This is a genomic window from Bacillus sp. AFS029637 (assembly GCF_002584985.1).
Lineage (GTDB): Bacteria > Bacillota > Bacilli > Bacillales > Bacillaceae_G > Bacillus_A.
The window spans coordinates 23160-46595 of record NZ_NUPZ01000007.1 but is presented as its reverse complement, the minus strand read 5'-3'; the positions used below and the strand labels follow the sequence as shown (position 1 = coordinate 46595).

The window sequence follows — 23436 nt, the reverse complement described above, 5'->3', positions numbered from 1 at the left end:
TAAAAGGTGGATGTGACTCTCGTGTGAACATAGAGTGAAAGATATGGGGATTTGAAAAAGGATACATATAAAATTACTGTTGCAAGGGTTGTAGAGTGAGAAGAATTATAATAGAAAGTTTCCTGTCATAAAATGAAATGAAGTCCGAATATAAATAAAAGTTGAAATCTATGAAAAAAAGGATTATGCTCAACTATATTATGAGAATATAAGGTTTATCCCACAATTTGAGGGCTCTTGAAAGCCTTTATGTATAAGGGGAAAGGTTCACTATATTAAGGGAGTTAGTGATATGGAAGTAACAAAAAAACAAAGGCTGTATAATCGTTTTATACGATTAAGCCCACCGCAAATATTAGCATTAGGTTTTTTCTGCTTAATTGTCATTGGTGGTTTGCTATTAAAGTTACCATTCGCAACGAAAGTACATATTAGTTGGGTAGATGCTTTCTTTACGGCAACGTCAGCAGCAACTGTAACGGGTTTAGGAGTAGTAGATACTGCAAGTACGTTTACGATGTTTGGCGAAATTGTTATTCTGTTTTTAATTCAAACAGGTGGCCTAGGTCTTATGACGATTGCCATTTTAATTGTTTGGGTATTAGGTAAAAAAATTGGCTTGCGTCACCGATTATTAATTGGAGAAGCATTTAATCAAACGAATATAGGTGGTCTTGTAAAGTTAGTAAAGCGTGTCTTTATATTTTCGATTTGTATTGAGCTTATTGGAGTCATCTTTTTATCGTTCCGCTTTATTCCAGAGTTCGGTTTTGGAAAAGGTTTATACTATAGTGTTTTCCATGTAATTGCATCCTATAATAATGCGGGATTTGCATTATGGCCAGATAATTTAACAAGGTATGTAGGAGATCCTATTATTAATATTGGAATTTGTTCCTTAATTGTAATAGGAGGCCTCGGATTTACGGTATTAATTGATATATGGTATAGTCGTAGTTTTCGAAAACTATCGCTTCACTCCAAAATTATGATTATTGGAACAGTAGCACTAAATGTTATAGCAATGATTGTGATTTTTGTATTGGAATATAATAATGTGAAAACGTTAGGGGATCTATCTTTAAGTGAAAAATTATGGGCTTCTTTCTTCCAAGGCATTACACCTCGGACAGCTGGATTTAATACAGTTGACTATGGAGGTATGGAAGAATCAACTATATTATTTACGATGGTTTTAATGTTTATTGGTGCAGGAAGTGTATCAACAGGTGGAGGGATTAAATTAACAACGTTTGTTATTTTAATTACATCTGTCCTTTCTTTCTTTAGAAAGAAGGAGGAAATCGTTTTATTTCAGCGTACAATTAAAATGGCGACAGTAACGAGAGCGTTAGCAATTGTCGTTGCCAGTCAAATACTCATTTTTACAGCGGTATTTGTATTAATGCTTACAGAAGACTTCAGTTTTATTCAGTTATTATTTGAGACAATTTCAGCTTTTGGTACAGTGGGATTAACAATGGGGATTACTGCGAAGTTATCGGCGTTTGGAAAATGTATTATTATGTTTGTTATGTTTTGCGGATTAATTGGACCATTAACACTTGTTTTTTCTTTAGCGCGACCAGCAAAACAAAAAATTAAATATCCATCGGAAGATGTATTTACAGGATAAGGTATCCCGCAAAAAGCGAGATACCTTTTTCTTTTTAAAAAAGGGAGAACAATAAACCGATAAGCGCTACGCGGAATAAAATCGCGATAAGTGCAGCAATACCACCGACAATCGCAGCAATACTACCAGTTACAGTAGCTCCGCGATTATAAGCGTAAATTCCTAGTAACACAGAAACAAGGCCAAATAGTGTTGGGAATGTGAAGAGTGATAATATAGATAAGGCAAGAGCGATAAAGCCAGCAGTTGATCCAGCAGCTGATGACCTTACATCGTCTTTATGATCTTTGTCATCGTAATCAATACGCTGTGGTGCAACCTCAGCAGCATATTCTTCACTATAGTCACTATAGTCACTATCTATTCTATCTCTTCTTTTATAATCATCAAATTTCTCAGTCAAAGTCATGACTCCTTTCGTAACAAGGTTCAATAGTAGTATGTGTTTATTTTTTATTTTTATCCCGTTATTTGCGGGCAGTAAGACTCCGACCTCATAATTCGATTTGGGAGAAAAAGTTAGGCAGGAGTCCGGCTGCCTGTAAACGCCCGATTGGTGAGGGTTAATAATCAGTGGGTGATGAACAAAGCCAAACATCCCCACTGATTAAAGTTTCACTTTATCCGAGCATGTACAGGGAGTAATGTTCATTTAGAAGATGGAATTTGTTTTTTTGAAATAGGAAAAGTTAGTATGACTTCCTCTATTTTGGAAAGTATAAAAAAGAATAATGAGGAAAGGGTGCAGTACATAATGGAACATCCAATTGAAAATTTAATGAAAACAGCAATGACAAATTTAAAAGAGATGGTAGATGTAAATACGATTGTTGGAAGTCCGGTTTCAACAGCTGACGGAAATGTAGTATTAACAGTATCTCAAGTTGCTTTTGGTTTTGGTGCTGGTGGAAGTGACTTTAAAGGGGATTTTACTTTCGAAAAACATAATAGTGGACAAGGTCAACATAAAGAGAACAAGCAAGGGCATCCATTTGGAGGCGGGAGTGGGGCTGGGGTTTCTATTAGCCCAGTTGCTTTTTTAGTGGTTGGTTCTAACGGTGTACAAGTATTGCATCTCAATAGTAGTACACATTTAATTGAAAAAGCTTTAAATACTGTACCGAGCACTGTGGATAAATTTGTAAATGGTCGCTAAAAGTGAACTTGCATTTTTTAGGAATTATGATATATTAGAAAAAGTGCGCTTTAAGATGATCGGAATAATTGACATGTAAATATATATGATGTGTGAAATAAGGGAGAGGAATTTATGATTAATATCAAAAACTTAGTAGTTGGCTTATTTATGTTAGTAAGCGGCTTTGTTGTATATGTAATAAAAGAAAAAGCTCCGTTCTAAAACAGACAAACCGTTACTGTCTGTTTTTAATTTGCAAAAAATATTGACGTGTTTCGGTATTGGTGTTATAATATTAATTCGTGTCTCGGTTACAGCTAGTGTAAAGTGAATATCTCTTATGAATACAATACGAAAAGTTTGCGAAAGATCGGGTAATTTTATCAACAACTTTTGTGAACAAACCCTATAAATTGTATTTGTAAGATTTATATGTATACTAGTGAATCAAGGAGCGGTCAGTGGAGCCGTAATGATGAGAGAGAGGTAGGGCTTTCATCCAGTATATGTTACTTTCCCGTTAGGTGAATATAAAAAAGAGGACTCCTTTTTAAAAGGAGTCCTCTTTCATTTTTTAAGTGCGGTTGTCAACTTGTTGACAAATTTCATCAGTTGTTAAACCATGGGCTGTAATTACTGATCCTTTTATTGATGCATCTGCAATACCCATCATATTAGAATCTTGCCCAGTTACAACACAACAATCGCACCCTTGTGCATCATGTTCTGAGTTAAGTGTAACGACTTCATGTCCCTGTTGCTGAAGAGCTTGTTGAACATCTGTTAATGAGTTTTCAACGCCAATTCTAGCCATAATTCTCACCTCCTACCATCTAGTTGCTAGTATGCGCAAGTCCATCGCATATATTTATGGAAAGATGGTAGGAAGTATATGTTTATTTAATCGTTATACACGCCAGTAAGCATTTGACTAACGAATTGATCGTTTAATGTATCTTGGGCAGAAGGAGTATTTGAATGAATGTCGATTGAAGCAATGAAGTTATTTTGTTCTTTCGTATTTGGTTCTACCTCTACATAATTATTGAATTTACAAAAACCTTTCGTATCCATTAGATCGAATAGTTGTAGCATTTCTACTACCTCTTGTCTTGTTCCTTTAATTTGTACACACGCCATATTTATTTCCTCCTTCATTTTGACAAATTGTTTTTTAAAAATAGGATTATGATTCCGGAATGAAAAATATGAATGTTATTTTTAAACAGTGTTCCTTTTTTTATTTTCCCCCTTTTTCAGCAAAATTCGTTATATATTCCCGAATTTGTAAAATCGGATGTCCGTTTATTGAATACAATAGATTCGTATTAATTGACGAAATTCCTTCTTTTACACAAATATTTTTTTTAGTGAAAATTGGCGAAAAAATTTTTTTGACTTTTTGTAACCGTTAACAATGTTGTTAAATCAATATAATCAAAGATGTACGTACGAATAAAAATTATAAATTTTCTAAAAATTCACTTGATTTATTTGGAAAGGAGAGTAAACTAGGAAACAATAAAAAATTCATAGAACATAGGGGGCGCTTTCCAGTGAACGAGCAATGGATTTTCTTAAATGGAGAATTTGTTCCAAAAGACGAAGCAAAAGTTTCAGTATATGATCATGGTTATTTATATGGCGATGGAGTGTTCGAAGGAATTAGGGTATATAGCGGTAATGTTTTCCGTTTGAGAGAACATCTTGTCCGGTTATATGAATCAGCGAAATCCATCATGTTAGAAATCCCATATACGTTAGAAGAAGCAACGAAAATCGTTGTTGAAACGATTCGACAAAACAAACTATCTAATGGATATATCCGCCTCGTTGTATCAAGAGGATCTGGGAATCTTGGATTAGATCCTGATTCTTGTAAGAAACCAAATGTAGTAGTAATCGCAGAACAATTATCTTTATTTCCACAAGAATATTACGAAAAAGGGATTCCGGTCGTAACAGTTGCAACGCGCCGAAATCGTCCAGATGTTTTATCACCTCAAGTAAAATCTTTAAATTACTTAAATAATATTTTAGTTCGCATCGAAGCGAAATTAGCTGGCGTGCAAGAAGCACTTATGTTAAATGATCAAGGGTACGTAGCTGAAGGATCAGGAGATAACGTATTTATTGTAAAAGGAAATAAATTAATTACACCACCAAGTTCTGCTGGAGCGTTAGAAGGTATTACTCGAAATGCGATTTTAGAAATCGGTGAAAAACTTGGATATGACGTTAGAGAAGAGTTATTTACAAGACATGATGTATATGTAGCTGATGAAGTCTTTTTAACAGGAACGGCTGCTGAAGTAATTGCTGTTACGACAGTAGATGGTAGAACGATTGGTTTAGGGCAAACGGGTCCACATACGAATCGCCTATTAGAAGAATTCCGAAAGTTAGTTGTAGCAGATGGAGAGAAAATTTACGAAGAAAATAAAGTTGGATAATAACTCTTTATAACATAAGAAAGCGTTGATAGGGAGGAGTAGTTGATTGTGAAGCCTCACAGAGAGTCGGTGGTTGCTGAAAACCGATGGTTCACGTCGACGAACATCGCCCTTGAGTGCTAAGCTGAAGCGTTTGTCTAGGCTTAGACGGTAGCTCCGTTATTAGCTAGACTCATCCCGAGTCACTGAGGCAAGAGTATTCTTGCAAAGAAGGGTGGTACCGCGAAATCTTTCGTCCCTTCAGCACATAGCTGGAGTGTGGACGTAGGATTTTTTTATTGTATAAAAGTGTGAAAAAGGGGGCTTATAAGAAAAATGTCTTCAAAAACGGAAGAGAAACTAGCAACTGGTGCACAGCTATTGTTAGAAGCGCTTGAAAAGGAAGGAGTAGAAGTGATTTTCGGTTATCCAGGAGGTGCGGTTTTACCTTTATATGATGCAATTTATGACTGTGAAATTCCGCATATTTTAACGAGGCATGAGCAAGGTGCGATTCATGCTGCTGAAGGATATGCCAGAATTACTGGAAATCCAGGAGTTGTCATTGCAACGAGCGGGCCTGGTGCTACAAATGTTATTACCGGTTTAGCTGACGCAATGATCGATTCCTTGCCACTTGTAGTATTTACAGGGCAAGTAGCAACAACGTTAATTGGAAGTGATGCTTTCCAAGAAGCAGATATTATGGGGCTTACGATGCCGGTGACAAAACATAATTACCAAGTACGAAAAGCATCCGACTTACCTCGAATTATTAAAGAAGCATTTCATATTGCTAGAACAGGACGACCAGGCCCAGTCGTTATTGACCTTCCGAAAGATATGGTAGTAGAGCAAGGGGAACGATGTAATGACGTACAAATGGATTTGCCAGGTTACAATCCTAATTATGAACCGAACTTACTTCAAGTAAACAAATTATTACAAGCAATTAAGGTTGCAAAAAAGCCGTTAATTTTAGCTGGAGCAGGTGTATTGCATGCGAAATCCTCAAAAGAATTAACAAGTTTTGCTCGGAAATATGAAATTCCTGTTGTGCATACATTACTTGGTCTTGGTGGTTTTCCACCAGATGATGAACTATTTTTAGGAATGGGAGGAATGCATGGTTCTTACACAGCGAATATGGCGTTATATGAATGTGACTTATTGATTAATATAGGTGCAAGATTTGATGATCGTCTTACTGGAAATTTAGCTTATTTTGCTAAAGAGGCGACTGTCGCACATATCGATATTGATCCAGCAGAAATAGGGAAAAATGTGCCGACTGAAATTCCTATTGTTGCAAGTGCTAAGCGGGCGCTGGAAGTATTACTTCAGTCAGAAAGAGAAAAAGAAAATCATCATGAATGGCTTTCTTTATTAAAGAGTAGAAAAGAAGAATATCCATTATCTTACAAGCGGAATTCTGAAAGTATTAAACCTCAATATGCGATTGATATGTTATATGAAATTACGAAAGGAGAAGCGATTGTAACAACAGACGTTGGGCAACATCAAATGTGGGCAGCGCAATATTATCTGTTGAAAGATCCAGATAAATGGGTAACTTCTGGAGGATTAGGAACGATGGGGTTTGGATTTCCAGCAGCAATTGGTGCACAAATTGCAAAGCCTGATGAACTAGTTATTGCAATTGTCGGTGATGCTGGATTTCAAATGACATTGCAAGAATTAAGTGTATTAAAAGAACATTCTTTGCCGGTTAAAGTGTTTATTTTAAATAATGAAGCTTTAGGAATGGTAAGGCAGTGGCAAGATGAGTTTTATAATCAAAGGTATTCACATTCTTTATTGCCATGTCAACCAGATTTCGTCGCTCTTGCGAATGCGTATGGTATAAAAGGGGTTCGTATTGATGATCCACTTCTTGCAAAGAAGCAATTGAAACATGCGATTGCATTACAAGAACCAGTCGTAATTGATTGCCGTGTACTTCAATCTGAGAAGGTTATGCCAATGGTTGCACCAGGGAAAGGTGTTCACCAAATGGAGGGAGTGGAAAAAAGGTGAAGAGAATTGTTACAGCGACAGTCCGAAATCAAAGTGGTGTGTTAAACCGAATTACAGGTGTTATGACAAGAAGGCATTTTAATATTGAAAGTATTTCAGTAGGGCATACGGAATCGTCGGACATTTCGCGGATGACAATTGTTGTACATGTTGAAAGTGAACAGCAAGTTGAGCAGTTAATTAAACAACTGCATAAGCAAATCGATGTTCTGAAAGTATCAGATATTACAGAAGAAGCGATGATTGCTAGAGAGCTTGCTCTTATTAAAGTAGCAACTTCTGTAGCAAGGGCGGAATTATATAGCTTAATTGAACCATTTCGAGCCACTGTAATAGATGTTGGGAAGGATTCCATAGTTGTGCAAGTAACAGGTACACAGGATAAAGTAGAAGCTTTAATTGAATTACTTCGACCATACGGTTTGAAAGAAATTGCTAGAACAGGTGTAACAGCCTTTACACGTAGTATGAAAAAACAAGATAAGCAAGTTATGTTAATTCAATAATCATTTAAATATAGGGGGAAAAGAAAATGGCAAAAGTTTATTATGAAAAAGACGTAACGGTAAATGTATTAAAGGAAAAGAAAGTAGCAATTATCGGATATGGTTCACAAGGTCATGCGCATGCGCAAAACTTACGTGATAACGGATTTGATGTAGTAGTAGGTTTAAGAAAAGGGAAGTCTTGGGATAAAGCAAAAGAAGATGGGTTTTCTGTATATACAGTAGCAGAAGCGGCGGAAAAAGCTGATGTAGTAATGATCTTACTACCAGATGAACTGCAGCCGGAAGTATATGAAGCGGAAATTGCACCAAATTTACAGGCAGGAAATTCCCTCGTTTTCGCACACGGATTTAATGTTCACTTTGATCAAGTAAAGCCACCAGCGAATGTAGATGTATTTCTAGTGGCGCCGAAAGGTCCAGGACATTTAGTGCGCCGTACGTTTGTTGAGGGCGGAGCTGTTCCAGCACTATTTGCAGTATATCAAGATGCAACAGGAGTTGCGACTGAAAAGGCACTTTCTTATGCTGATGGAATTGGAGCGACGAGAGCTGGTGTATTAGAAACGACGTTTAAAGAAGAAACAGAAACAGACTTATTTGGAGAGCAAGCTGTACTTTGCGGTGGGGTAACTGCACTTGTAAAAGCAGGATTTGAAACGTTAGTCGATGCAGGATATCAGCCTGAACTGGCATATTTTGAATGTTTACATGAGCTGAAACTCATTGTTGACCTTATGTATGAAGGTGGGCTTGAAAATATGAGATATTCAGTTTCAGATACAGCGCAGTGGGGAGACTTCGTATCAGGACCACGTGTTGTGACTGAAGATACGAAGAAAGCGATGGGTGAGGTACTAGCAGAAATTCAAGATGGTACATTTGCAAAAGGCTGGATTGCAGAGCATAAAGCAGGAAGACCAAATTTCCAGGCGACAAATGAGAAAGAAAATGAACATGAAATCGAAGTAGTTGGACGTAAATTACGTGAAATGATGCCTTTCGTACAACCGCGAGTAAAGGTAGGGATTAAATAATATGAAGCAGATTTTGTTCATGGATACGACGCTTCGTGATGGCGAACAATCACCAGGAGTTAATTTAAATGAACAAGAGAAATTACAGATTGCAAGGCAACTAGAGAGACTTGGTATTAATGTAATGGAGGCCGGATTCGCAGCAGCTTCTGAAGGAGATTTTCAGTCAGTAAAACGAATTGCGAATACTATTCAAAATGCTACAGTTATGAGTTTAGCTAGAGCGAAAGAAAGTGATATTCGAAGAGCATATGAAGCTGTGAAAGGTGCTGTATCTCCTCGTCTACACGTATTTTTAGCTACGAGTGATATTCATATGAAGTATAAACTTTGTATGTCGAAAGAAGATGTGTTAGATACCATTTATCGCTCGGTTACGCTTGGGAAATCATTATTTCCAACTGTACAATTTTCAGCAGAAGATGCGACAAGAACTTCAAGAGCATTTTTAGCTGAAGCAGTAGAAGTTGCAATTGGAGCAGGAGCGAATGTAATCAATATTCCAGATACAGTGGGATATACGAATCCAGAAGAATACTATTCTCTATTTAAATATTTACAAGAATCTGTTCCGTCCTATGAAAAAGCAATTTTCTCTTGTCATTGTCATGATGATCTTGGAATGGCGGTAGCAAATTCGTTAGCTGCGGTTGAAGGTGGAGCATTGCAAGTAGAAGGAACAATTAACGGAATTGGAGAAAGAGCAGGGAATGCGGCGCTAGAAGAGGTCGCAGTTGCTCTTCATATTAGAAAAGATTTCTATAAAGCGGAGTCTTCTATGACACTAAAAGAAATTAAATCGACGAGTACGTTAGTAAGTCGTTTAACAGGTATGGTTGTACCGAAAAATAAAGCAATCGTTGGAGCGAACGCATTTGCTCACGAATCAGGTATTCATCAAGATGGTGTTTTAAAGGAAGTAACGACATATGAAATTATTGAGCCGTCACTTATAGGAGAATCTCAAAACTTATTTGTACTTGGTAAACATTCTGGGCGTCATGCGTTTACGGAAAAAATGAAAGAACTTGGTTATGAGTTTACAAATGAAGAGCGCGATACGGTATTTGAAGCATTTAAAACATTAGCAGATCGCAAAAAGGAAATTACGGAAGAAGATTTACGTGCACTTATGCTTGGTGAAACAGCATTTGCGGCGCAGCAATATAACATTAAACAATTGCAAGTACATTTCGTCTCAAATAGTACACAATGCGCGACAGTCGTACTAAAAGATGAGGAAGGAAATGTATACGAAGATGCAGCTACTGGTTCTGGTAGTATTGAGGCAATTTATAATGCAATCCAAAGAATTTTAGGGTTAGAATGTGAATTGGCGGATTATCGCATACAATCTATTACACAAGGTCAAGACGCACTGGCTCATGTTCATGTTGAATTAAAAGAAGGAACTCATCAAGTATCAGGTTTTGGAGTTGCACAAGACGTATTGGAAGCGTCGGCGAGAGCTTATGTCCATGCAGCAGGGAAATTAAAATCTTATATATCACTTGTAAAGTAAGTGTTTGATAGGTGAGGGGAACTTTCCTCATCTATCAAATTAAAGTTCTGAAAATTCAGTTAAAAGGAGTGTTTACATTGAAAAAACGTATTGTTTGTTTAGCTGGTGATGGTGTTGGTCCGGAAATTATGGAAAGTGCGAAGGCAGTATTGCATATGGTAGAAAGGCTATATGGACATCAATTTCATTTGCAAGAGGAGTACTTTGGCGGTGCTGCTATCGATTTGACCGGTCAGCCACTACCACAGCGGACGCTTGCCGCCTGTTTAGCGAGTGATGCGGTTTTACTTGGAGCAGTTGGTGGACCTCGTTGGGATAGTGCGAAAGAAAGGCCGGAGAAAGGATTATTAGCTTTAAGAAAAGGACTTGGTGTATTTGCGAATGTTCGACCTGTAACGGTAGAAAGCGCAACTGCACATTTATCGCCATTAAAAAATGCTGACGAAATTGATTTCGTTGTCGTTCGTGAATTAACAGGTGGTATTTATTTTTCTTATCCGAAAGAACGAACGGACGAAGTAGCAACAGATACACTTACGTATCATCGCCATGAAATTGAACGTATCGTTTCTTATGCTTTTCAATTAGCGAGTAAGAGAGAGAAAAAAGTAACGTCTATTGATAAGGCGAATGTTTTAGAATCTAGTAAATTATGGAGAACTGTTACGGAAGAAGTAGCTCTTCGTTATCCTCATGTTGAATTAGAGCATATTTTAGTAGATGCAGCTGCTATGGAGTTAATTCGTAATCCTGGACGTTTTGATGTAATTGTAACCGAAAATTTATTTGGTGATATTTTAAGTGATGAAGCTTCTGTATTAGCTGGATCACTAGGGATGTTACCATCAGCAAGTCATGCTGAAAATGGCCCTTCATTATACGAGCCTATTCACGGATCAGCACCGGATATTGCTGGGAAAAATAAAGCAAATCCAATTGCGATGATGCGTTCTGTTGCAATGATGCTTGGGCAATCATTTGGATTAACGCGAGAAGGGTATGCGATTGAGGAGGCAATTTCTGCAGTTCTTAAATCAGGAAAATGTACAGCAGATATCGGGGGAGATGAGACGACAACTTCATTTACGAAGGCGGTTATGCAAGAAATGGAAGAGCAAGCACTAGTAGGGAGAGGACGATAATGGGGAAAAGGTTACTAGATAAGCTTTGGGAAAGACACGTAGTTGCGACAAACGAAAATGGATTGGATTTATTATATATAGATCTTCATCTCGTTCATGAAGTAACGTCACCGCAGGCCTTTGAAGGCCTGCGGCTTGCAAATAGAGCTGTTCGGAGACCGGAATTAACGTTTGCAACGATGGATCATAATATTCCAACGAAAGATGTTTGGAATATTACAGATCATATTGCGAAGCAGCAATTAGATACACTCCGTGAAAACTGTAAACAATTTCAGGTGCCATTAGCGGATATTGGTGATGAAGAGCAGGGGATTGTTCATGTTATTGGGCCGGAACTTGGACTTACACAACCTGGGAAAACGATTGTTTGTGGCGATAGTCATACAGCAACGCATGGTGCTTTCGGCGCGCTAGCATTTGGTATTGGTACGAGTGAAGTGGAACATGTATTAGCAACGCAAACGCTGTGGCAACGAAAGCCGAAAGCAATGGGCATTGAGTTAAAAGGAAAGTTACCGCAAGGTGTTTATGCTAAAGATATTATTTTGCACCTCCTTTCAAAGCACGGTGTAGCAGTTGGAACAGGTTACGTAATGGAATTTTACGGAGAGACCATTCATGCTATGGATATGGAAGAAAGGATGACACTTTGCAATATGGCAATTGAAGGGGGCGCAAAGGCTGGCATTATTGCCCCAGATGAAAAAACATTTTCTTACGTAAAAGGACGTAAATATGCGCCGAAAAACTATGAATCTATTAAGAAAAAATGGTCGGAACTTTATACAGATTCAGATGCGACTTATGATTTACATATTTTGATAGACGTGACGGATTTAGCGCCATACGTTACGTGGGGAACAAATCCGAGTATGGGTGTTCGTATTGATGAAAAATTGCCAGAAAAACATGATGCAAATGATGAAAGAGCATTTTCTTATATGGGATTAAGTCCGGGACAAAGTACGTATGACATTCCAGTTCAGCATGTTTTCATTGGATCTTGTACAAATTCCAGGCTTTCTGATTTAGAAATTGCCGCATCTGTCGTGAAAGGTAAAAAGGTAAAAGAAGGTGTGCGGGCACTCGTTGTACCTGGATCTCAAAGGGTAAGAGAAGCGGCGATGCATAAAGGATTACATCGCATATTTGAAGAGGCGGGATTTGAATGGAGAGAGCCAGGATGTTCAATGTGTCTAGGAATGAATCCAGATCAAGTACCTGAAGGAGAACATTGTGCATCTACTTCAAATCGTAATTTTGAAGGAAGACAAGGAAAAGGAGCGCGAACGCATTTAGTTAGCCCAGCAATGGCGGCAGCGGCTGCTTTATACGGTCATTTTGTTGATATTAGGAAGGAGAGTTATGATGGAGCCATTTCGTATTCATAGGGGGACTGCTGCAGTACTGATGAATGATAATATTGATACAGATCAAATTATTCCGAAGCAATATTTAAAGAGGATTGAAAGAACCGGGTTTGGAAAGTTTTTATTTGATGAATGGCGATATGATAATAACCGTCATGAAAACCCTAATTTTCCGCTTAATGCACAAGAAAGAAAAGGAGCTAGTATATTAATTACTGGGGATAATTTCGGGTGTGGTTCTTCAAGAGAACATGCTCCGTGGGCACTTGCTGATTATGGTTTTCGTGTTATTATCGCGGGTGGATTTGCAGATATTTTTTATATGAATTGTATGAAGAATGGCATGTTACCGATTGTGATGGATAAAGATATGCGTGAACAACTTGCTAAGACGGATGCGAGAGAGCAAATAGAGATTGATTTAGAGAATGAAGTAATTATTACGAACACACACAGATTCCATTTTAAGATTGAGAAAATGTGGAAAGAAAAATTAGTAAATGGCTTAGATGAAATCAGCATTACAATGCAATACGGACAAGAAATTGAAGAGTATGAAAGAAAAATAGCTGTATATTAAGAGATAACGGAATATTAAAAATGTATTTACATTCAGAATTAACTGTTATATACTATGTGAAAATCAGAGGAGAAAGGGAGTAAGTATTATGAATATCGTGCAATCTATTAAAATGCTTACACAACTACATCATCATACATGAAACCCTTGAACCTAGCGTGAAAACGTGTAGGTACAAGGGTTATTCCCATTGTACCTACACTCTACTAAAAGAGTCTTGTAGGTATTTTGTCTACAAGACTCTTTTTATTTTCGGTTTAGGTGAATGAAATAGGCATACATTAAAAAGGGAAAGGTGTGAGAATTTAGATGACAAAGTGGAAGAGGGCAAATCCGAATGGAACGAGAGATTATTTATTTGAAGAGTGTACGTTAATCGAGGAAGTGGAACAAAATTTAAGGCGTACGTTTTTAGAGAGAGGCTATGAGGAAATAAGGACACCTACAATTGAGTTTTATGATGTGTTTGCTTTTCAAAATCGGCCGATAGATGAAGAGAAGATGTATAAATTTTTTGATGAAAAAGGAAGAATTATTGTTTTGCGCCCAGATATGACAATCCCTTTAGCGAGGGTAATTGGAACGCAGAGGTGGGACACTCCGCTTAAACTGACGTATAGTGGAAATGTATTTCGGGCGAATGAGTCTCTGTCTGGAAAATATAATGAAATTGTACAAAGTGGTATTGAAATTATCGGGATCGATAATGTAAGAGCTGAAATTGAATGTGTGATAAGCGTAATGCAAGCACTACAAAAATTGAAGGTACAATCTTTTACAATCGAAATCGGGCAAGTAGAGCTATATAAGTGTATTGTAAAAAAGCTCTCCATTTGTGATGAAGAAGAAAGAGTACTTAGAACATATATTGAGAGTAAAAATTATGCTGCCCTCTCAAATTTTATTAGAGAAAAGAAATTAAATCGGAGTGATGAAACGGTAAGATTACTTGAGAAGTTACCAAGGTTATTTGGGAATTTAGAGGTTATAGAGGAAGCAGAAAAACTTGCCTCAAGTCATGAAATGAAAATGGCCATTGCAAGAGTGAAAGAGATATATGAAGCGATTGAAAAATTAGGATATGGACCTTACATATCCATTGATTTAGGGATGATTCAACATTTGGATTATTATACGGGTGTTATTTTCAAAGGGTATATATATGAAATTGGAGAAGAAATTGTGAGTGGCGGAAGATACGATGAATTAATTGGCAATTTTGGAGAGATGGTGTCAGCAGTTGGACTCGCGGTGCAAGTAAATCAAATAGTTAAGGCATTGCAAGAGCAACAAGTATCGTATGAACGAGAGCGAATAGATATTATGATTCATTATGAGTTAAATAGATTAGCGGAAGCAGAAAGATTACGAACTTTACTTCGAAAGGATGGAAAGAATGCTAGGTTATCTCTATTTTCTAATTTAAACGACACCTTTCAATTTGCAAGAAAAAATAAAATCGTAACGGTCGTTGAGGCAAGGAATGAATCATTAGTGGAATATGTATGGAAAGAGAAATGGGTCGTTCAGAAAGAAGGGGAGACTTCATGCGTAACATTCAAATTGCGTTAACGAAAGGAAGACTAGAAAAGCATGTGATTCCATTGTTTGAGCAAATTGGAATTGATTGTTCAGAGCTTAAAGATAAAGGGCGAAAGCTTGTCTTTCAAAGTAAGAATACAAATATTTCCTTTATTTTAGTGAAAGCGGTAGATGTTGCTACGTATGTAGAACATGGCGTGGCTGATATTGGTGTTGTTGGAAAAGATATTTTAATGGAAAACGAGAAAGATATTTATGAAATGTTGGATTTAGGAGTGGGTGTATGTAAATTTTGTGTCGCTTCTATCCCTACATATAATCCGAAGAGTTACCGCAAGAAACGAATTGCTACGAAATACCCGAACCTTACCTCTACTTATTTTCATGGTAAAGGAGAAGATATAGAAATTATTAAAATAGAAGGCTCTGTAGAAATCGCTCCGCTTCTTGGTTTGGCAGACGCAATTGTGGATATTGTTGAAACAGGAAAAACATTACAAGAAAACGGGTTAATTGTATTTGAGGAAATGTGCACAATATCAGCTCGAATGATTGTAAATAAGGCAGCCTTAAAAACTAAAAAAGACGAAATATTCAGCATTATAAATATGATGGAGAAAGAAATTTTGTCAGAGAAATAGGAGGATTGAAATGGAAATCATTTATGAAGATTTCAAAGAGGCAGTAACCAAAATAAAAGTGCTAAGGGAAAGAGCTAATATAATAGAAGAAACTGTTCAAAGGAATGTTAGAGAAATTGTTCAAAACATAAGAGAGAGTAAAGATGAGGCTTTATCTTTATACACCAAAAAGTTTGACGATGTGGAGGTTACAAATTTTCGTGTAAGTGAGGAAGAAATAAAAAAAGCAAGTATGTTAGTGGAACAGTCTTTTTTAGAAGCGTTACAAGAAGCGAAGAGAAACATTGTTTCCTATCACGAAAAGCAAAAGAAGCAATCGACGTTTGACTGCGTGAGTGAAGGGATAATTAGAGGGCAGCTTCTTCGACCGTTAGAAAATGTAGGTGTATATGTGCCGGGCGGGACTGCTTCTTATCCTTCATCTGTACTAATGAATGTATTGCCAGCCAAAATCGCTGGTGTGAAAAAAATTATAATGGTAACACCGCCGAGAGAAGGTGGAATTGATCCACATATATTAGTTGCTGCAAACATTGCGGGGGTAGATGAAATTTATATGGCTGGTGGTGCCCAAGCGATCGCAGCTTTAGCATACGGAACGGAATCGATTCCGAAAGTAGATAAAATAGTTGGGCCGGGAAATTTGTATGTTGCTCTAGCGAAGCGAGAAGTATACGGAATAGTAAATATAGATATGATTGCTGGGCCATCAGAAATTGTAGTTATCGCTGATGAAACAGGAAACGCCAAATATATCGCTGCGGATTTATTATCGCAAGCAGAACATGACGTAAGAGCAACAGCAATTTGCATTACAACGAATATAGAGCTAGCAAAAGGAGTAGAAAGAGAGATTGAGAGACAGTTAGGGACATTACCAAGAAGTGAGATTGCTCGTGGGGCTATAAAAAGAAATGGAGCAATTTGTGTTGTTTCATCTTTAGAAAAGGCGTTCCAATTATCAAATGAAATTGCTCCCGAACATTTAGAGTTACACATAAAAGACCCGATAAATGCTCTAGCGTATGTAAAGCATGCGGGTTCTATTTTCCTTGGACCATATGCTCCTGAACCGCTCGGTGATTATTTGGCCGGACCGAATCACGTATTACCGACAAGTGGAACGGCAAGATTTTTTTCTCCGTTATCAGTCGATGATTTCGTGAAAAAGTCAAGCTTTGTTTCTTATACAGAAGAAGCGTTAAAGAGTGTACAACATCATATTGTAGAACTAGCAAATAAAGAAGGTTTACATGCGCATGCGAGAGCAATCCAAATTAGATTTGAGGAGGAAGAATAATGCGTGAGTCCAGTCAAGTACGTGAGACGACAGAAACAAAAATTAAACTAAGTTTGCAGCTTGATAAAAGCACGAATGTTTCTGTGCAAACGGGAGTGGGTTTCTTTGATCATATGCTAACTTTGTTTGCAAGGCATGGAAGATTTGGTTTGCAAGTTGAAGCGGAAGGGGATGTATTTGTTGACGCTCATCATACAGTTGAAGATGTTGGAATTGTACTTGGAACTTGTTTGAAAGAAGCATTGCAAAATAAAGAAGGGATTAATAGGTATGGATCGGCATATGTACCGATGGATGAGTCTTTAGGGTTTGTTGCAATTGATATAAGCGGGCGCTCCTATATCGTGTTTCAAGGAGAATTAACAAATCCAAAACTAGGCGATTTCGATACAGAATTAACAGAAGAATTTTTTAGGGCAGTTGCTCATGCTGCCAATATTACGTTACATGCTCGCATTTTATACGGAAGTAATACACATCACAAAATTGAAGCGTTATTTAAAGCGTTTGGTCGAGCGCTTAGAGAGGCAGTCGATAAAAATATCAATATTACTGGTGTAAATTCAACGAAGGGGATGTTGTAATTGATTGCCATTATAGATTATGGAATGGGAAATATTCGTAGTGTAGAACAAGCATTAAAATATGTTGGAGCAGAGTATGTCGTAACGAGTGATAAGGAAGAAATACTGAGAAGTGATGGAGTTATTTTGCCAGGAGTAGGTGCATTTCCGAAAGCGATGGACGTATTGGAAGAGAAAGATCTAGTACGTGTGTTAAGAGAAGTTGGAAATTCAGGAAAACCACTTCTGGGCATTTGCTTAGGAATGCAGCTTTTATTTGAAAAAAGTGAGGAATTAAAAGAATGTAGTGGGTTACATTTATTGCCTGGTGTTATTCGGAAGTTAAAAGTTCCTTATAAAATCCCGCATATGGGGTGGAATGAATTAACGAAAGAAAGGGAGTTTCCGCTTTGGAACGGGATAGAAGATAGTCCCTTCGTATATTATGTTCATTCTTACTATGCAGATTGTCCAGATGAAATTGTATGCGGGGCAAGTGAATATGGAGTGCGAGTACCTGGTTTTGTGGCGAAAGGAAATGTATTTGGTGCACAGTTTCACCCTGAAAAAAGTGGAGAAATTGGAATACGCATCTTAAAGAATTTTAAAGGAGTGGTAGAAGAATGGAAATTTTCCCAGCTATCGATTTAAAAGAAGGACGATGCGTTAGACTTTATCAAGGAGAGTTTAGTAAAGAAACTGTCATGAATGAAGATCCGGTTGCGCAAGCGATCATATTTGAAAAACTTGGAGCGAAAATGCTACACATTGTTGATTTAGATGGTGCAATTGCTGGAGAGTCATTAAATTTGTCCGTTATTGAAAGAATATGCAGGGCGATACGTATTCCTGTGCAAGTTGGAGGAGGGGTTCGATCACTCGCAGCAGTGGAGAAGTTATTAGTAGTCGGTGTAGATAAAGTTATTTTAGGAACAGCTGCTCTATATGATAAGTCATTTTTAGAAGAAGCAATTCGTCTATATGAAGAGAAAATCATCGTCGGAATTGATGCGAAAAATGGTTTCGTAGCAACGAGGGGCTGGCTCGATGTATCTGAAATTTCTTACATTGATTTAGCGAAACAGATGAAAAATTTGGGTGTTCAAACACTTGTATTTACGGATATTTCGAAAGACGGGACGCTTGCAGGACCGAATTTTGAGCAATTGGAGTCATTACAAAACAGTGTTGATATTCGTCTTATTGCTTCTGGAGGAGTGGCATCAATTCAAGATGTGAAAAAATTAAATGATATGAACATTTATGGCGTCATAATTGGAAAGGCACTTTATGAGAAAACGATTGATTTAGAAGAAGTGTTACAGGTAACGAAGTTATGTTAGCGAAACGAATTATTCCATGTCTAGATGTGAAAGAGGGGAGAGTCGTAAAGGGTGTGAATTTTATCGGATTACAAGACGTTGGTGATCCTGTCGAAATAGCCGCTTTATATAATGATGCGGGAGCAGATGAAATTGTATTTTTAGATATTACTGCGACGCACGAAGGAAGAAAAACGATTCTAGATGTGGTAGAAAAAACGGCCTCAAAAGTATTTATTCCTCTTACAGTCGGCGGAGGGATTTCTAATGTTCAAGATATATACAATTTGCTAAGATGTGGTGCTGATAAAATTTCAATTAATTCAGCAGCTGTACGAAATCCAAGGCTAATTCAGGAAGGGGCAGAACATTTTGGCTCACAATGTATTGTCACAGCAATTGATGCTAGAAAAGTAGCGGAAGATAGGTGGAATGTATACGTGAACGGAGGAAGAGTTGATACGGGAATGGATGCAATAGAGTGGGCGAAGCACGTTACCGATCTAGGAACAGGTGAAATTTTGTTAACGAGTATGGATGCAGATGGAACGAAAAATGGATATGATCTTCGTTTAACAGAAGAAATTTCAAAAAGTGTTTCCGTTCCAGTCATCGCATCAGGTGGATGCGGTCATACTGATCACATTATAGAAGTCTTTCAAAAGACAACAGTTGACGCAGCATTAGCGGCATCCATCTTTCACTATGGTGAGGAAACTGTACAGAGTGTAAAGAGAAAGTTAAAAGAAGCTAACGTTGAGGTGCGGCTATGAAACCTAACTTTTCAAAAGGATTACTACCAGCAGTTGTAATCGAAGAAGATACGAAAGAAGTTTTAATGCTAGCTTATATGAATGAAGAAGCGTATGAAAAGACACTAGAAACGAAAAAAACATGGTTTTATTCCCGTTCGAGACAATCGTTATGGAATAAAGGAGGTACATCCGGAAACGTCCAATATGTTCAATCCTTGTATTTAGACTGTGATCAAGATTCAATCGTTGTTGTCGTAAAGCAAGTAGGACCTGCTTGTCATACGGGAGAGAAAACGTGTTTTCATTACAAAATTATATAGGGGGATACATATGGAAAATGTCTTTAAGTTATTGTACGAAACAATTGAGGAACGAAAAGAAAATCCACTTCCTGAATCTTATACAAATTATTTATTCTCAAAAGGAGAAGATAAAATTTTGAAGAAAATTGGTGAGGAGTGTACTGAAGTAATCATTGCTTCTAAAAATAACGATAAAGAAGAACTAGTAAAAGAAATGGTCGATGTGTTGTATCACTGTTTTGTTCTATTAGCTGAAAAAAATATTGCACTGGAAGATGTCATGCGAGAAGTGAAAGAAAGAAATGGAAAGCTTTCGAGAGTAGGAGATCGAAAAGAAATAGATACATTATAAGGGGGAATACATATGAAAGTGGATTATCACCTTCATTTAGAAGAAGGACCGTATTCAATAGGGTGGCTTGCTAAAATAAATGAAGCAATGGAATATTATGAGCCGCTTCCAGAAGAAAGGCATTCTATCGATTGGCTTATGAAAACACAAGAGCGTTTGCAAAGACGTGTGAAGGAAGGGGCATTTACAGCCAAGTGGATCGATTTATATTTAGAAGAAGCGTTGCAAAAAGGTATAAAAGAAGTTGGGATTGTTGATCATTTATATCGTTTTCATGAGGCGAAAGGATATTATGAAAAATATGTAGATATTAGTGATTCGAAGCTTGGTCGTTTACAGAAGGAATGGTTGGACCAAGTAAGAGTCGTTTCACTAAACGATTTTACAAAGGCGATTGAAGAGGCGAAAGAACGTTGGAGTAAAAGGGGCGTCACGCTTAAACTTGGAATTGAAGCGGATTATTTTATTGGTTGTGAAGAAGAGCTGAAAAAATTATTAGCGCTAGGAGATTTTGATTATGTAATTGGTTCTGTTCATTTTTTAAACGGCTGGGGGTTCGATAATCCAGATACGAAGGAGTATTTTGAGGAACACGATTTACATGCATTATATGATACGTTTTTCAAAACTGTTGAGCGAGCGGTTCGTTCTGAGCTATTTGATATTATAGCTCATCTTGATAACATAAAAGTATTTAATTACAGGTTGGATGAGAATGAACAGCTTTCTTATTATAAGAAAATTGCTCGTGCGCTAGTAGAAACAAATACCGCAACAGAAATAAATGCAGGATTGTACTATCGCTATCCAGTTCGTGAAATGTGTCCAAGTCCGCTCTATCTACAAGTATTAGCTAAACAGGGAGTTCCTATTACGATTTCTTCGGATGCACATTATCCGAATGATTTAGGGAAATACGTAAAAGAAAATGTGCAAACATTACGAGCTCATGGCATTTCTCATATCGCAACATTTACGAAACGAGCAAGGGTAATGAGACCGCTTGAAGAAGAAATGACAATTTCAAAATGAAATGCAATTTTTTGATGAAAACCTTTCTTTTTGTTCAAAATAAGAAAGAACAAAAAGGAGGGTAAAAAATGGCGAAACAACAAAATAAACAAAATGTACAAGGGATAGAGCAACAAGCTTACACTTCTGAAACGAATGCTGCATCTCAATCATCTCAATCATCTCAATCGGTTATTGAGGAGCAAATTAGTGATACAGTTGCAGAAGGAACAATTGATGTGAAACTTGGAAAAGAATCACAAGAAAAAGCGTAAAAAGAGGGGAGAGTCACATCTCCTCTTTTCTTATGGATAAAAAAGTGTCGATTTTCAAAATTATAATCAAATTCCTTGGTTTTTATATGTGGATTTCTTACAATAAAAGATAAGAGATGTCTTATTTTTTATAGAAGAGGTGTTAGTAGTGGCAAAAATATTAGTAGCAGGTAAAATCCCAAAAATTGGATTAGGACTATTAAAAGATCACGATGTAGAAATGTATGATAAAGAGGAGTTAATTTCTTTAGATGAATTAACAGAGCGTGTACAAGATAAAGATGCATTGTTAAGTTTACTTTCTACAAAGGTGCCGAAAGAAGTTATTGATGCAGCACCTCATTTAAAGATTGTTGCAAACTATGGTGCTGGTTATGACAATATTGATTATACGTATGCGGGCGAAAAAGGAATTGTAGTATCGAATACACCGAAAGTATCAACTGAAGCGACAGCAGAATTAACATTTGCACTTCTTTTAGCAGCGGCACGTAGAATTCCTGAAGGAGATACGTTATGTCGTACAATTGGATTTAACGGATGGGCACCGTTATTTTTCTTAGGCCGAGAAGTACATGGTAAAACAATTGGAATTATTGGTCTTGGAGAAATCGGGAAGGCAGTTGCAAAACGTGCGAAGGCATTTGGAATGGATGTTTTATATACAGGGCCAAATCGTAAGCCTGAAGCTGAGAACGAATTAGGAGCAACGTATGTAACATTAGAAGAATTATTACAAACAGCAGACTTTATTACAATTAATTGTGCGTATAATCCGAAATTACATCATATGATTGATGAAGAGCAGTTTAAAATGATGAAGAAAACAGCATATATTGTAAATGCTTCACGTGGTCCAATTATGAATGAAGCGGCACTTGCTCATGCATTGAAAACGAATGAAATTGAAGGGGCAGCTCTTGATGTGTTTGAGTTTGAACCGAAAATTACAGAAGAACTAAAAGGATTAAAGAATGTTGTGCTTGCTCCTCATGTAGGAAATGCAACATTTGAAACGCGTGATGCGATGGCTGAAATGGCTGTAAGAAATATTTTGGCTGTATTGAACGGGGAAGAAGCAGTAACACCTGTCAATCAAAACGTATTCGTTACAAAATAAAGTGAAACTTTAATGAGAGAGGGGCTATCCCTCTTTCATTATTAGCTCACACCAATTGGGATAAAAATAAACCTTCCGAAAGCGGAAGGTTTATTTTTCTTTATTCGCTTTTTTAGATGGTCTTTGTCTAAGAAATTGAGATAGCATATACAAAATATACAGTGGAATGGCAATGAATAAGAAAACAGAAAAATTACCAAAGCCTGTTTGATACATTGTGATAATGCTTCCAACTAAAAATAGTGTAATAATGATGCTATATCGTGGAATTGGTACATCCTTTAAACTTGGGATACGAATGCGGCTTACCATTAAAAATGCGAACGTTACAAATACTGTAATAAGAACGATTTTTGGAATGGTATTTGAAAATAATGTTAGGAAAGCGACAAGCCCTCCAGCTGCAGTAATCGGAACTCCAGTGAAATATTTCATAGAAGTAGAAGATGGTGTTACATTAAATCGTGCTAAGCGATATGCTCCGAACAGTGGGAATAGTCCCGCTATGTATAGTCCAATGATTCCGTAGTTGGAAAAAGATGTGTAATACATTAAAACAGCAGGTGCTGCACCAAATGTTACCACATCAGCAAGCGAGTCAAGCTCTTTTCCCATTTGTGAATCCACACGTAATAAACGAGCAACACGACCATCAAGACTATCTAACATCATCCCGATAAGTACTAAAATAGCAGCTGATTTATAATATCCTAAAGATGCATAGCCGATTGATAAAAATCCGCTATATAAATTTCCGAGCGTAAATAAGTTTGGAATAGCTGCTCTATACAAAATCTGATCCCTTGCTTTCTGTAATAAATTCTTAATTAGTGTATGAAAGTTTACTTAT

At 37.2% G+C, this 23436-nt stretch carries 28 protein-coding genes and 1 other annotated feature; of the genes, 24 read left to right on the top strand and 4 right to left on the bottom strand.

Translation table 11 applies throughout. From position 1 onward, the window contains the following. Nucleotides 1–292 precede the first annotated feature (292 nt). A complete protein-coding gene (locus COE49_RS01690; protein ID WP_098252618.1) occupies nt 293–1636 on the top strand; it encodes a TrkH family potassium uptake protein in 1344 nt (447 codons plus the stop codon). Nucleotides 1637–1670: 34 nt separating this feature from the next. Here COE49_RS01690 and COE49_RS01685 read toward each other — a convergent pair whose 3' ends face one another. Next, nucleotides 1671–2039 (bottom strand): imidazole glycerol phosphate synthase, encoded by a 369-nt coding sequence (locus COE49_RS01685; protein ID WP_098252619.1) that lies wholly within the window; start codon nt 2037–2039, stop codon nt 1671–1673. Between the two features lie 291 nt (nt 2040–2330). Between COE49_RS01685 and ytfJ the strand changes: the two genes are divergently transcribed. Both ytfJ and COE49_RS01675 read left to right on the top strand, forming a co-directional pair. Then, complete coding sequence (ytfJ, locus tag COE49_RS01680; RefSeq protein ID WP_088231681.1) at nt 2331–2792, top strand: GerW family sporulation protein; 462 nt, start codon at nt 2331–2333, stop codon at nt 2790–2792. Nucleotides 2793–2906: 114 nt separating this feature from the next. After that, the gene (locus tag COE49_RS01675; RefSeq protein WP_000608227.1) at nt 2907–2996 is read left to right on the top strand and encodes a hypothetical protein; all 90 of its coding nucleotides are present in this window, start codon (nt 2907–2909) and stop codon (nt 2994–2996) included. A 352-nt stretch (nt 2997–3348) separates the two neighbouring features. Here the strand turns inward: COE49_RS01675 and COE49_RS01665 are convergent, their stop codons facing one another. After that, complete coding sequence (locus tag COE49_RS01665; RefSeq protein WP_140417420.1) at nt 3349–3588, bottom strand: YkuS family protein; 240 nt, start codon at nt 3586–3588, stop codon at nt 3349–3351. 86 nt (nt 3589–3674) lie between these two features. After that, nucleotides 3675–3914 (bottom strand): DUF3911 family protein, encoded by a 240-nt coding sequence (locus tag COE49_RS01660; RefSeq protein ID WP_088231678.1) that lies wholly within the window; start codon nt 3912–3914, stop codon nt 3675–3677. Between the two features lie 59 nt (nt 3915–3973). On the opposite strand from COE49_RS01660, the gene COE49_RS28305 reads away from it, so the two are divergent. The 21 genes from COE49_RS28305 (at nt 3974) to COE49_RS01555 (ending at nt 22586) form a co-directional block, all read left to right on the top strand. After that, the gene (locus COE49_RS28305; protein WP_088231677.1) at nt 3974–4189 is read left to right on the top strand and encodes a hypothetical protein; all 216 of its coding nucleotides are present in this window, start codon (nt 3974–3976) and stop codon (nt 4187–4189) included. Between the two features lie 141 nt (nt 4190–4330). Beyond that, nucleotides 4331–5227, top strand: coding sequence for a branched-chain-amino-acid transaminase (ilvE, locus tag COE49_RS01650; protein ID WP_088231676.1), 897 nt, complete (start codon nt 4331–4333; stop codon nt 5225–5227). Nucleotides 5228–5243: 16 nt separating this feature from the next. Beyond that, nucleotides 5244–5470: a binding site (T-box leader), on the top strand. A 72-nt stretch (nt 5471–5542) separates the two neighbouring features. Continuing rightward, nucleotides 5543–7243, top strand: a complete 1701-nt coding sequence (ilvB, locus tag COE49_RS01645) for an acetolactate synthase large subunit (protein ID WP_088231675.1) — start codon at nt 5543–5545, stop codon at nt 7241–7243. Continuing rightward, nucleotides 7240–7749, top strand: a complete 510-nt coding sequence (ilvN, locus tag COE49_RS01640) for an acetolactate synthase small subunit (protein ID WP_088231674.1) — start codon at nt 7240–7242, stop codon at nt 7747–7749. Before ilvB ends, ilvN begins: the two co-directional genes overlap by 4 nt. A 26-nt stretch (nt 7750–7775) precedes the next feature. Continuing rightward, a complete protein-coding gene (ilvC, locus tag COE49_RS01635; protein WP_088231673.1) occupies nt 7776–8786 on the top strand; it encodes a ketol-acid reductoisomerase in 1011 nt (336 codons plus the stop codon). Nucleotide 8787: 1 nt separating this feature from the next. After that, nucleotides 8788–10308 carry a 2-isopropylmalate synthase gene (gene leuA, locus COE49_RS01630; RefSeq protein ID WP_098945675.1) on the top strand — a complete coding sequence of 507 codons (1521 nt, stop codon included), beginning with the start codon at nt 8788–8790 and terminating at the stop codon, nt 10306–10308. A 77-nt stretch (nt 10309–10385) separates the two neighbouring features. Continuing rightward, nucleotides 10386–11450, top strand: coding sequence for a 3-isopropylmalate dehydrogenase (gene leuB, locus COE49_RS01625; protein WP_088231671.1), 1065 nt, complete (start codon nt 10386–10388; stop codon nt 11448–11450). Continuing rightward, complete coding sequence (gene leuC, locus COE49_RS01620) at nt 11450–12844, top strand: 3-isopropylmalate dehydratase large subunit (RefSeq protein ID WP_088231670.1); 1395 nt, start codon at nt 11450–11452, stop codon at nt 12842–12844. Before leuB ends, leuC begins: the two co-directional genes overlap by 1 nt. Continuing rightward, a complete protein-coding gene (gene leuD / locus COE49_RS01615) occupies nt 12822–13403 on the top strand; it encodes a 3-isopropylmalate dehydratase small subunit (RefSeq protein ID WP_088231669.1) in 582 nt (193 codons plus the stop codon). Before leuC ends, leuD begins: the two co-directional genes overlap by 23 nt. Nucleotides 13404–13712: 309 nt before the next feature. Continuing rightward, a complete protein-coding gene (locus COE49_RS01610; protein ID WP_088231668.1) occupies nt 13713–14975 on the top strand; it encodes an ATP phosphoribosyltransferase regulatory subunit in 1263 nt (420 codons plus the stop codon). Continuing rightward, entirely contained in the window at nt 14951–15586 is a 636-nt protein-coding gene (gene hisG, locus COE49_RS01605) for an ATP phosphoribosyltransferase (RefSeq protein ID WP_088231667.1), read from the top strand. The genes COE49_RS01610 and hisG overlap by 25 nt, the downstream gene beginning before the upstream one ends. A gap of 10 nt (nt 15587–15596) precedes the next feature. Continuing rightward, nucleotides 15597–16886 (top strand): histidinol dehydrogenase, encoded by a 1290-nt coding sequence (gene hisD, locus COE49_RS01600; protein ID WP_088231666.1) that lies wholly within the window; start codon nt 15597–15599, stop codon nt 16884–16886. Then, a complete protein-coding gene (hisB, locus tag COE49_RS01595) occupies nt 16886–17470 on the top strand; it encodes an imidazoleglycerol-phosphate dehydratase HisB (RefSeq protein ID WP_088231665.1) in 585 nt (194 codons plus the stop codon). Before hisD ends, hisB begins: the two co-directional genes overlap by 1 nt. Beyond that, entirely contained in the window at nt 17471–18100 is a 630-nt protein-coding gene (hisH, locus tag COE49_RS01590) for an imidazole glycerol phosphate synthase subunit HisH (RefSeq protein WP_098945674.1), read from the top strand. It abuts the gene before it with no gap. Continuing rightward, the gene (gene hisA, locus COE49_RS01585; RefSeq protein ID WP_098252621.1) at nt 18073–18792 is read left to right on the top strand and encodes a 1-(5-phosphoribosyl)-5-[(5-phosphoribosylamino)methylideneamino]imidazole-4-carboxamide isomerase; all 720 of its coding nucleotides are present in this window, start codon (nt 18073–18075) and stop codon (nt 18790–18792) included. The genes hisH and hisA overlap by 28 nt, the downstream gene beginning before the upstream one ends. Next, nucleotides 18786–19544, top strand: coding sequence for an imidazole glycerol phosphate synthase subunit HisF (gene hisF / locus COE49_RS01580; protein WP_088231662.1), 759 nt, complete (start codon nt 18786–18788; stop codon nt 19542–19544). The genes hisA and hisF overlap by 7 nt, the downstream gene beginning before the upstream one ends. Further along, a complete protein-coding gene (hisI, locus tag COE49_RS01575) occupies nt 19541–19846 on the top strand; it encodes a phosphoribosyl-AMP cyclohydrolase (RefSeq protein ID WP_088231661.1) in 306 nt (101 codons plus the stop codon). Before hisF ends, hisI begins: the two co-directional genes overlap by 4 nt. Nucleotides 19847–19856: 10 nt before the next feature. Then, complete coding sequence (gene hisE, locus COE49_RS01570; RefSeq protein ID WP_088231660.1) at nt 19857–20180, top strand: phosphoribosyl-ATP diphosphatase; 324 nt, start codon at nt 19857–19859, stop codon at nt 20178–20180. Nucleotides 20181–20192: 12 nt separating this feature from the next. After that, on the top strand, nt 20193–21212 hold the full coding sequence (locus tag COE49_RS01565; RefSeq protein ID WP_098252622.1) for a histidinol phosphate phosphatase domain-containing protein: 1020 nt from the start codon (nt 20193–20195) through the stop codon (nt 21210–21212). 68 nt (nt 21213–21280) lie between these two features. After that, nucleotides 21281–21466 (top strand): YozQ family protein, encoded by a 186-nt coding sequence (locus COE49_RS01560; protein WP_098882529.1) that lies wholly within the window; start codon nt 21281–21283, stop codon nt 21464–21466. Nucleotides 21467–21614: 148 nt separating this feature from the next. After that, nucleotides 21615–22586 (top strand): NAD(P)-dependent oxidoreductase, encoded by a 972-nt coding sequence (locus COE49_RS01555; RefSeq protein ID WP_098945673.1) that lies wholly within the window; start codon nt 21615–21617, stop codon nt 22584–22586. 90 nt (nt 22587–22676) lie between these two features. On the opposite strand, the gene pssA is transcribed toward COE49_RS01555, so the two are convergent. After that, a complete protein-coding gene (pssA, locus tag COE49_RS01550; RefSeq protein WP_002158661.1) occupies nt 22677–23378 on the bottom strand; it encodes a CDP-diacylglycerol--serine O-phosphatidyltransferase in 702 nt (233 codons plus the stop codon). Nucleotides 23379–23436 lie beyond the last annotated feature (58 nt).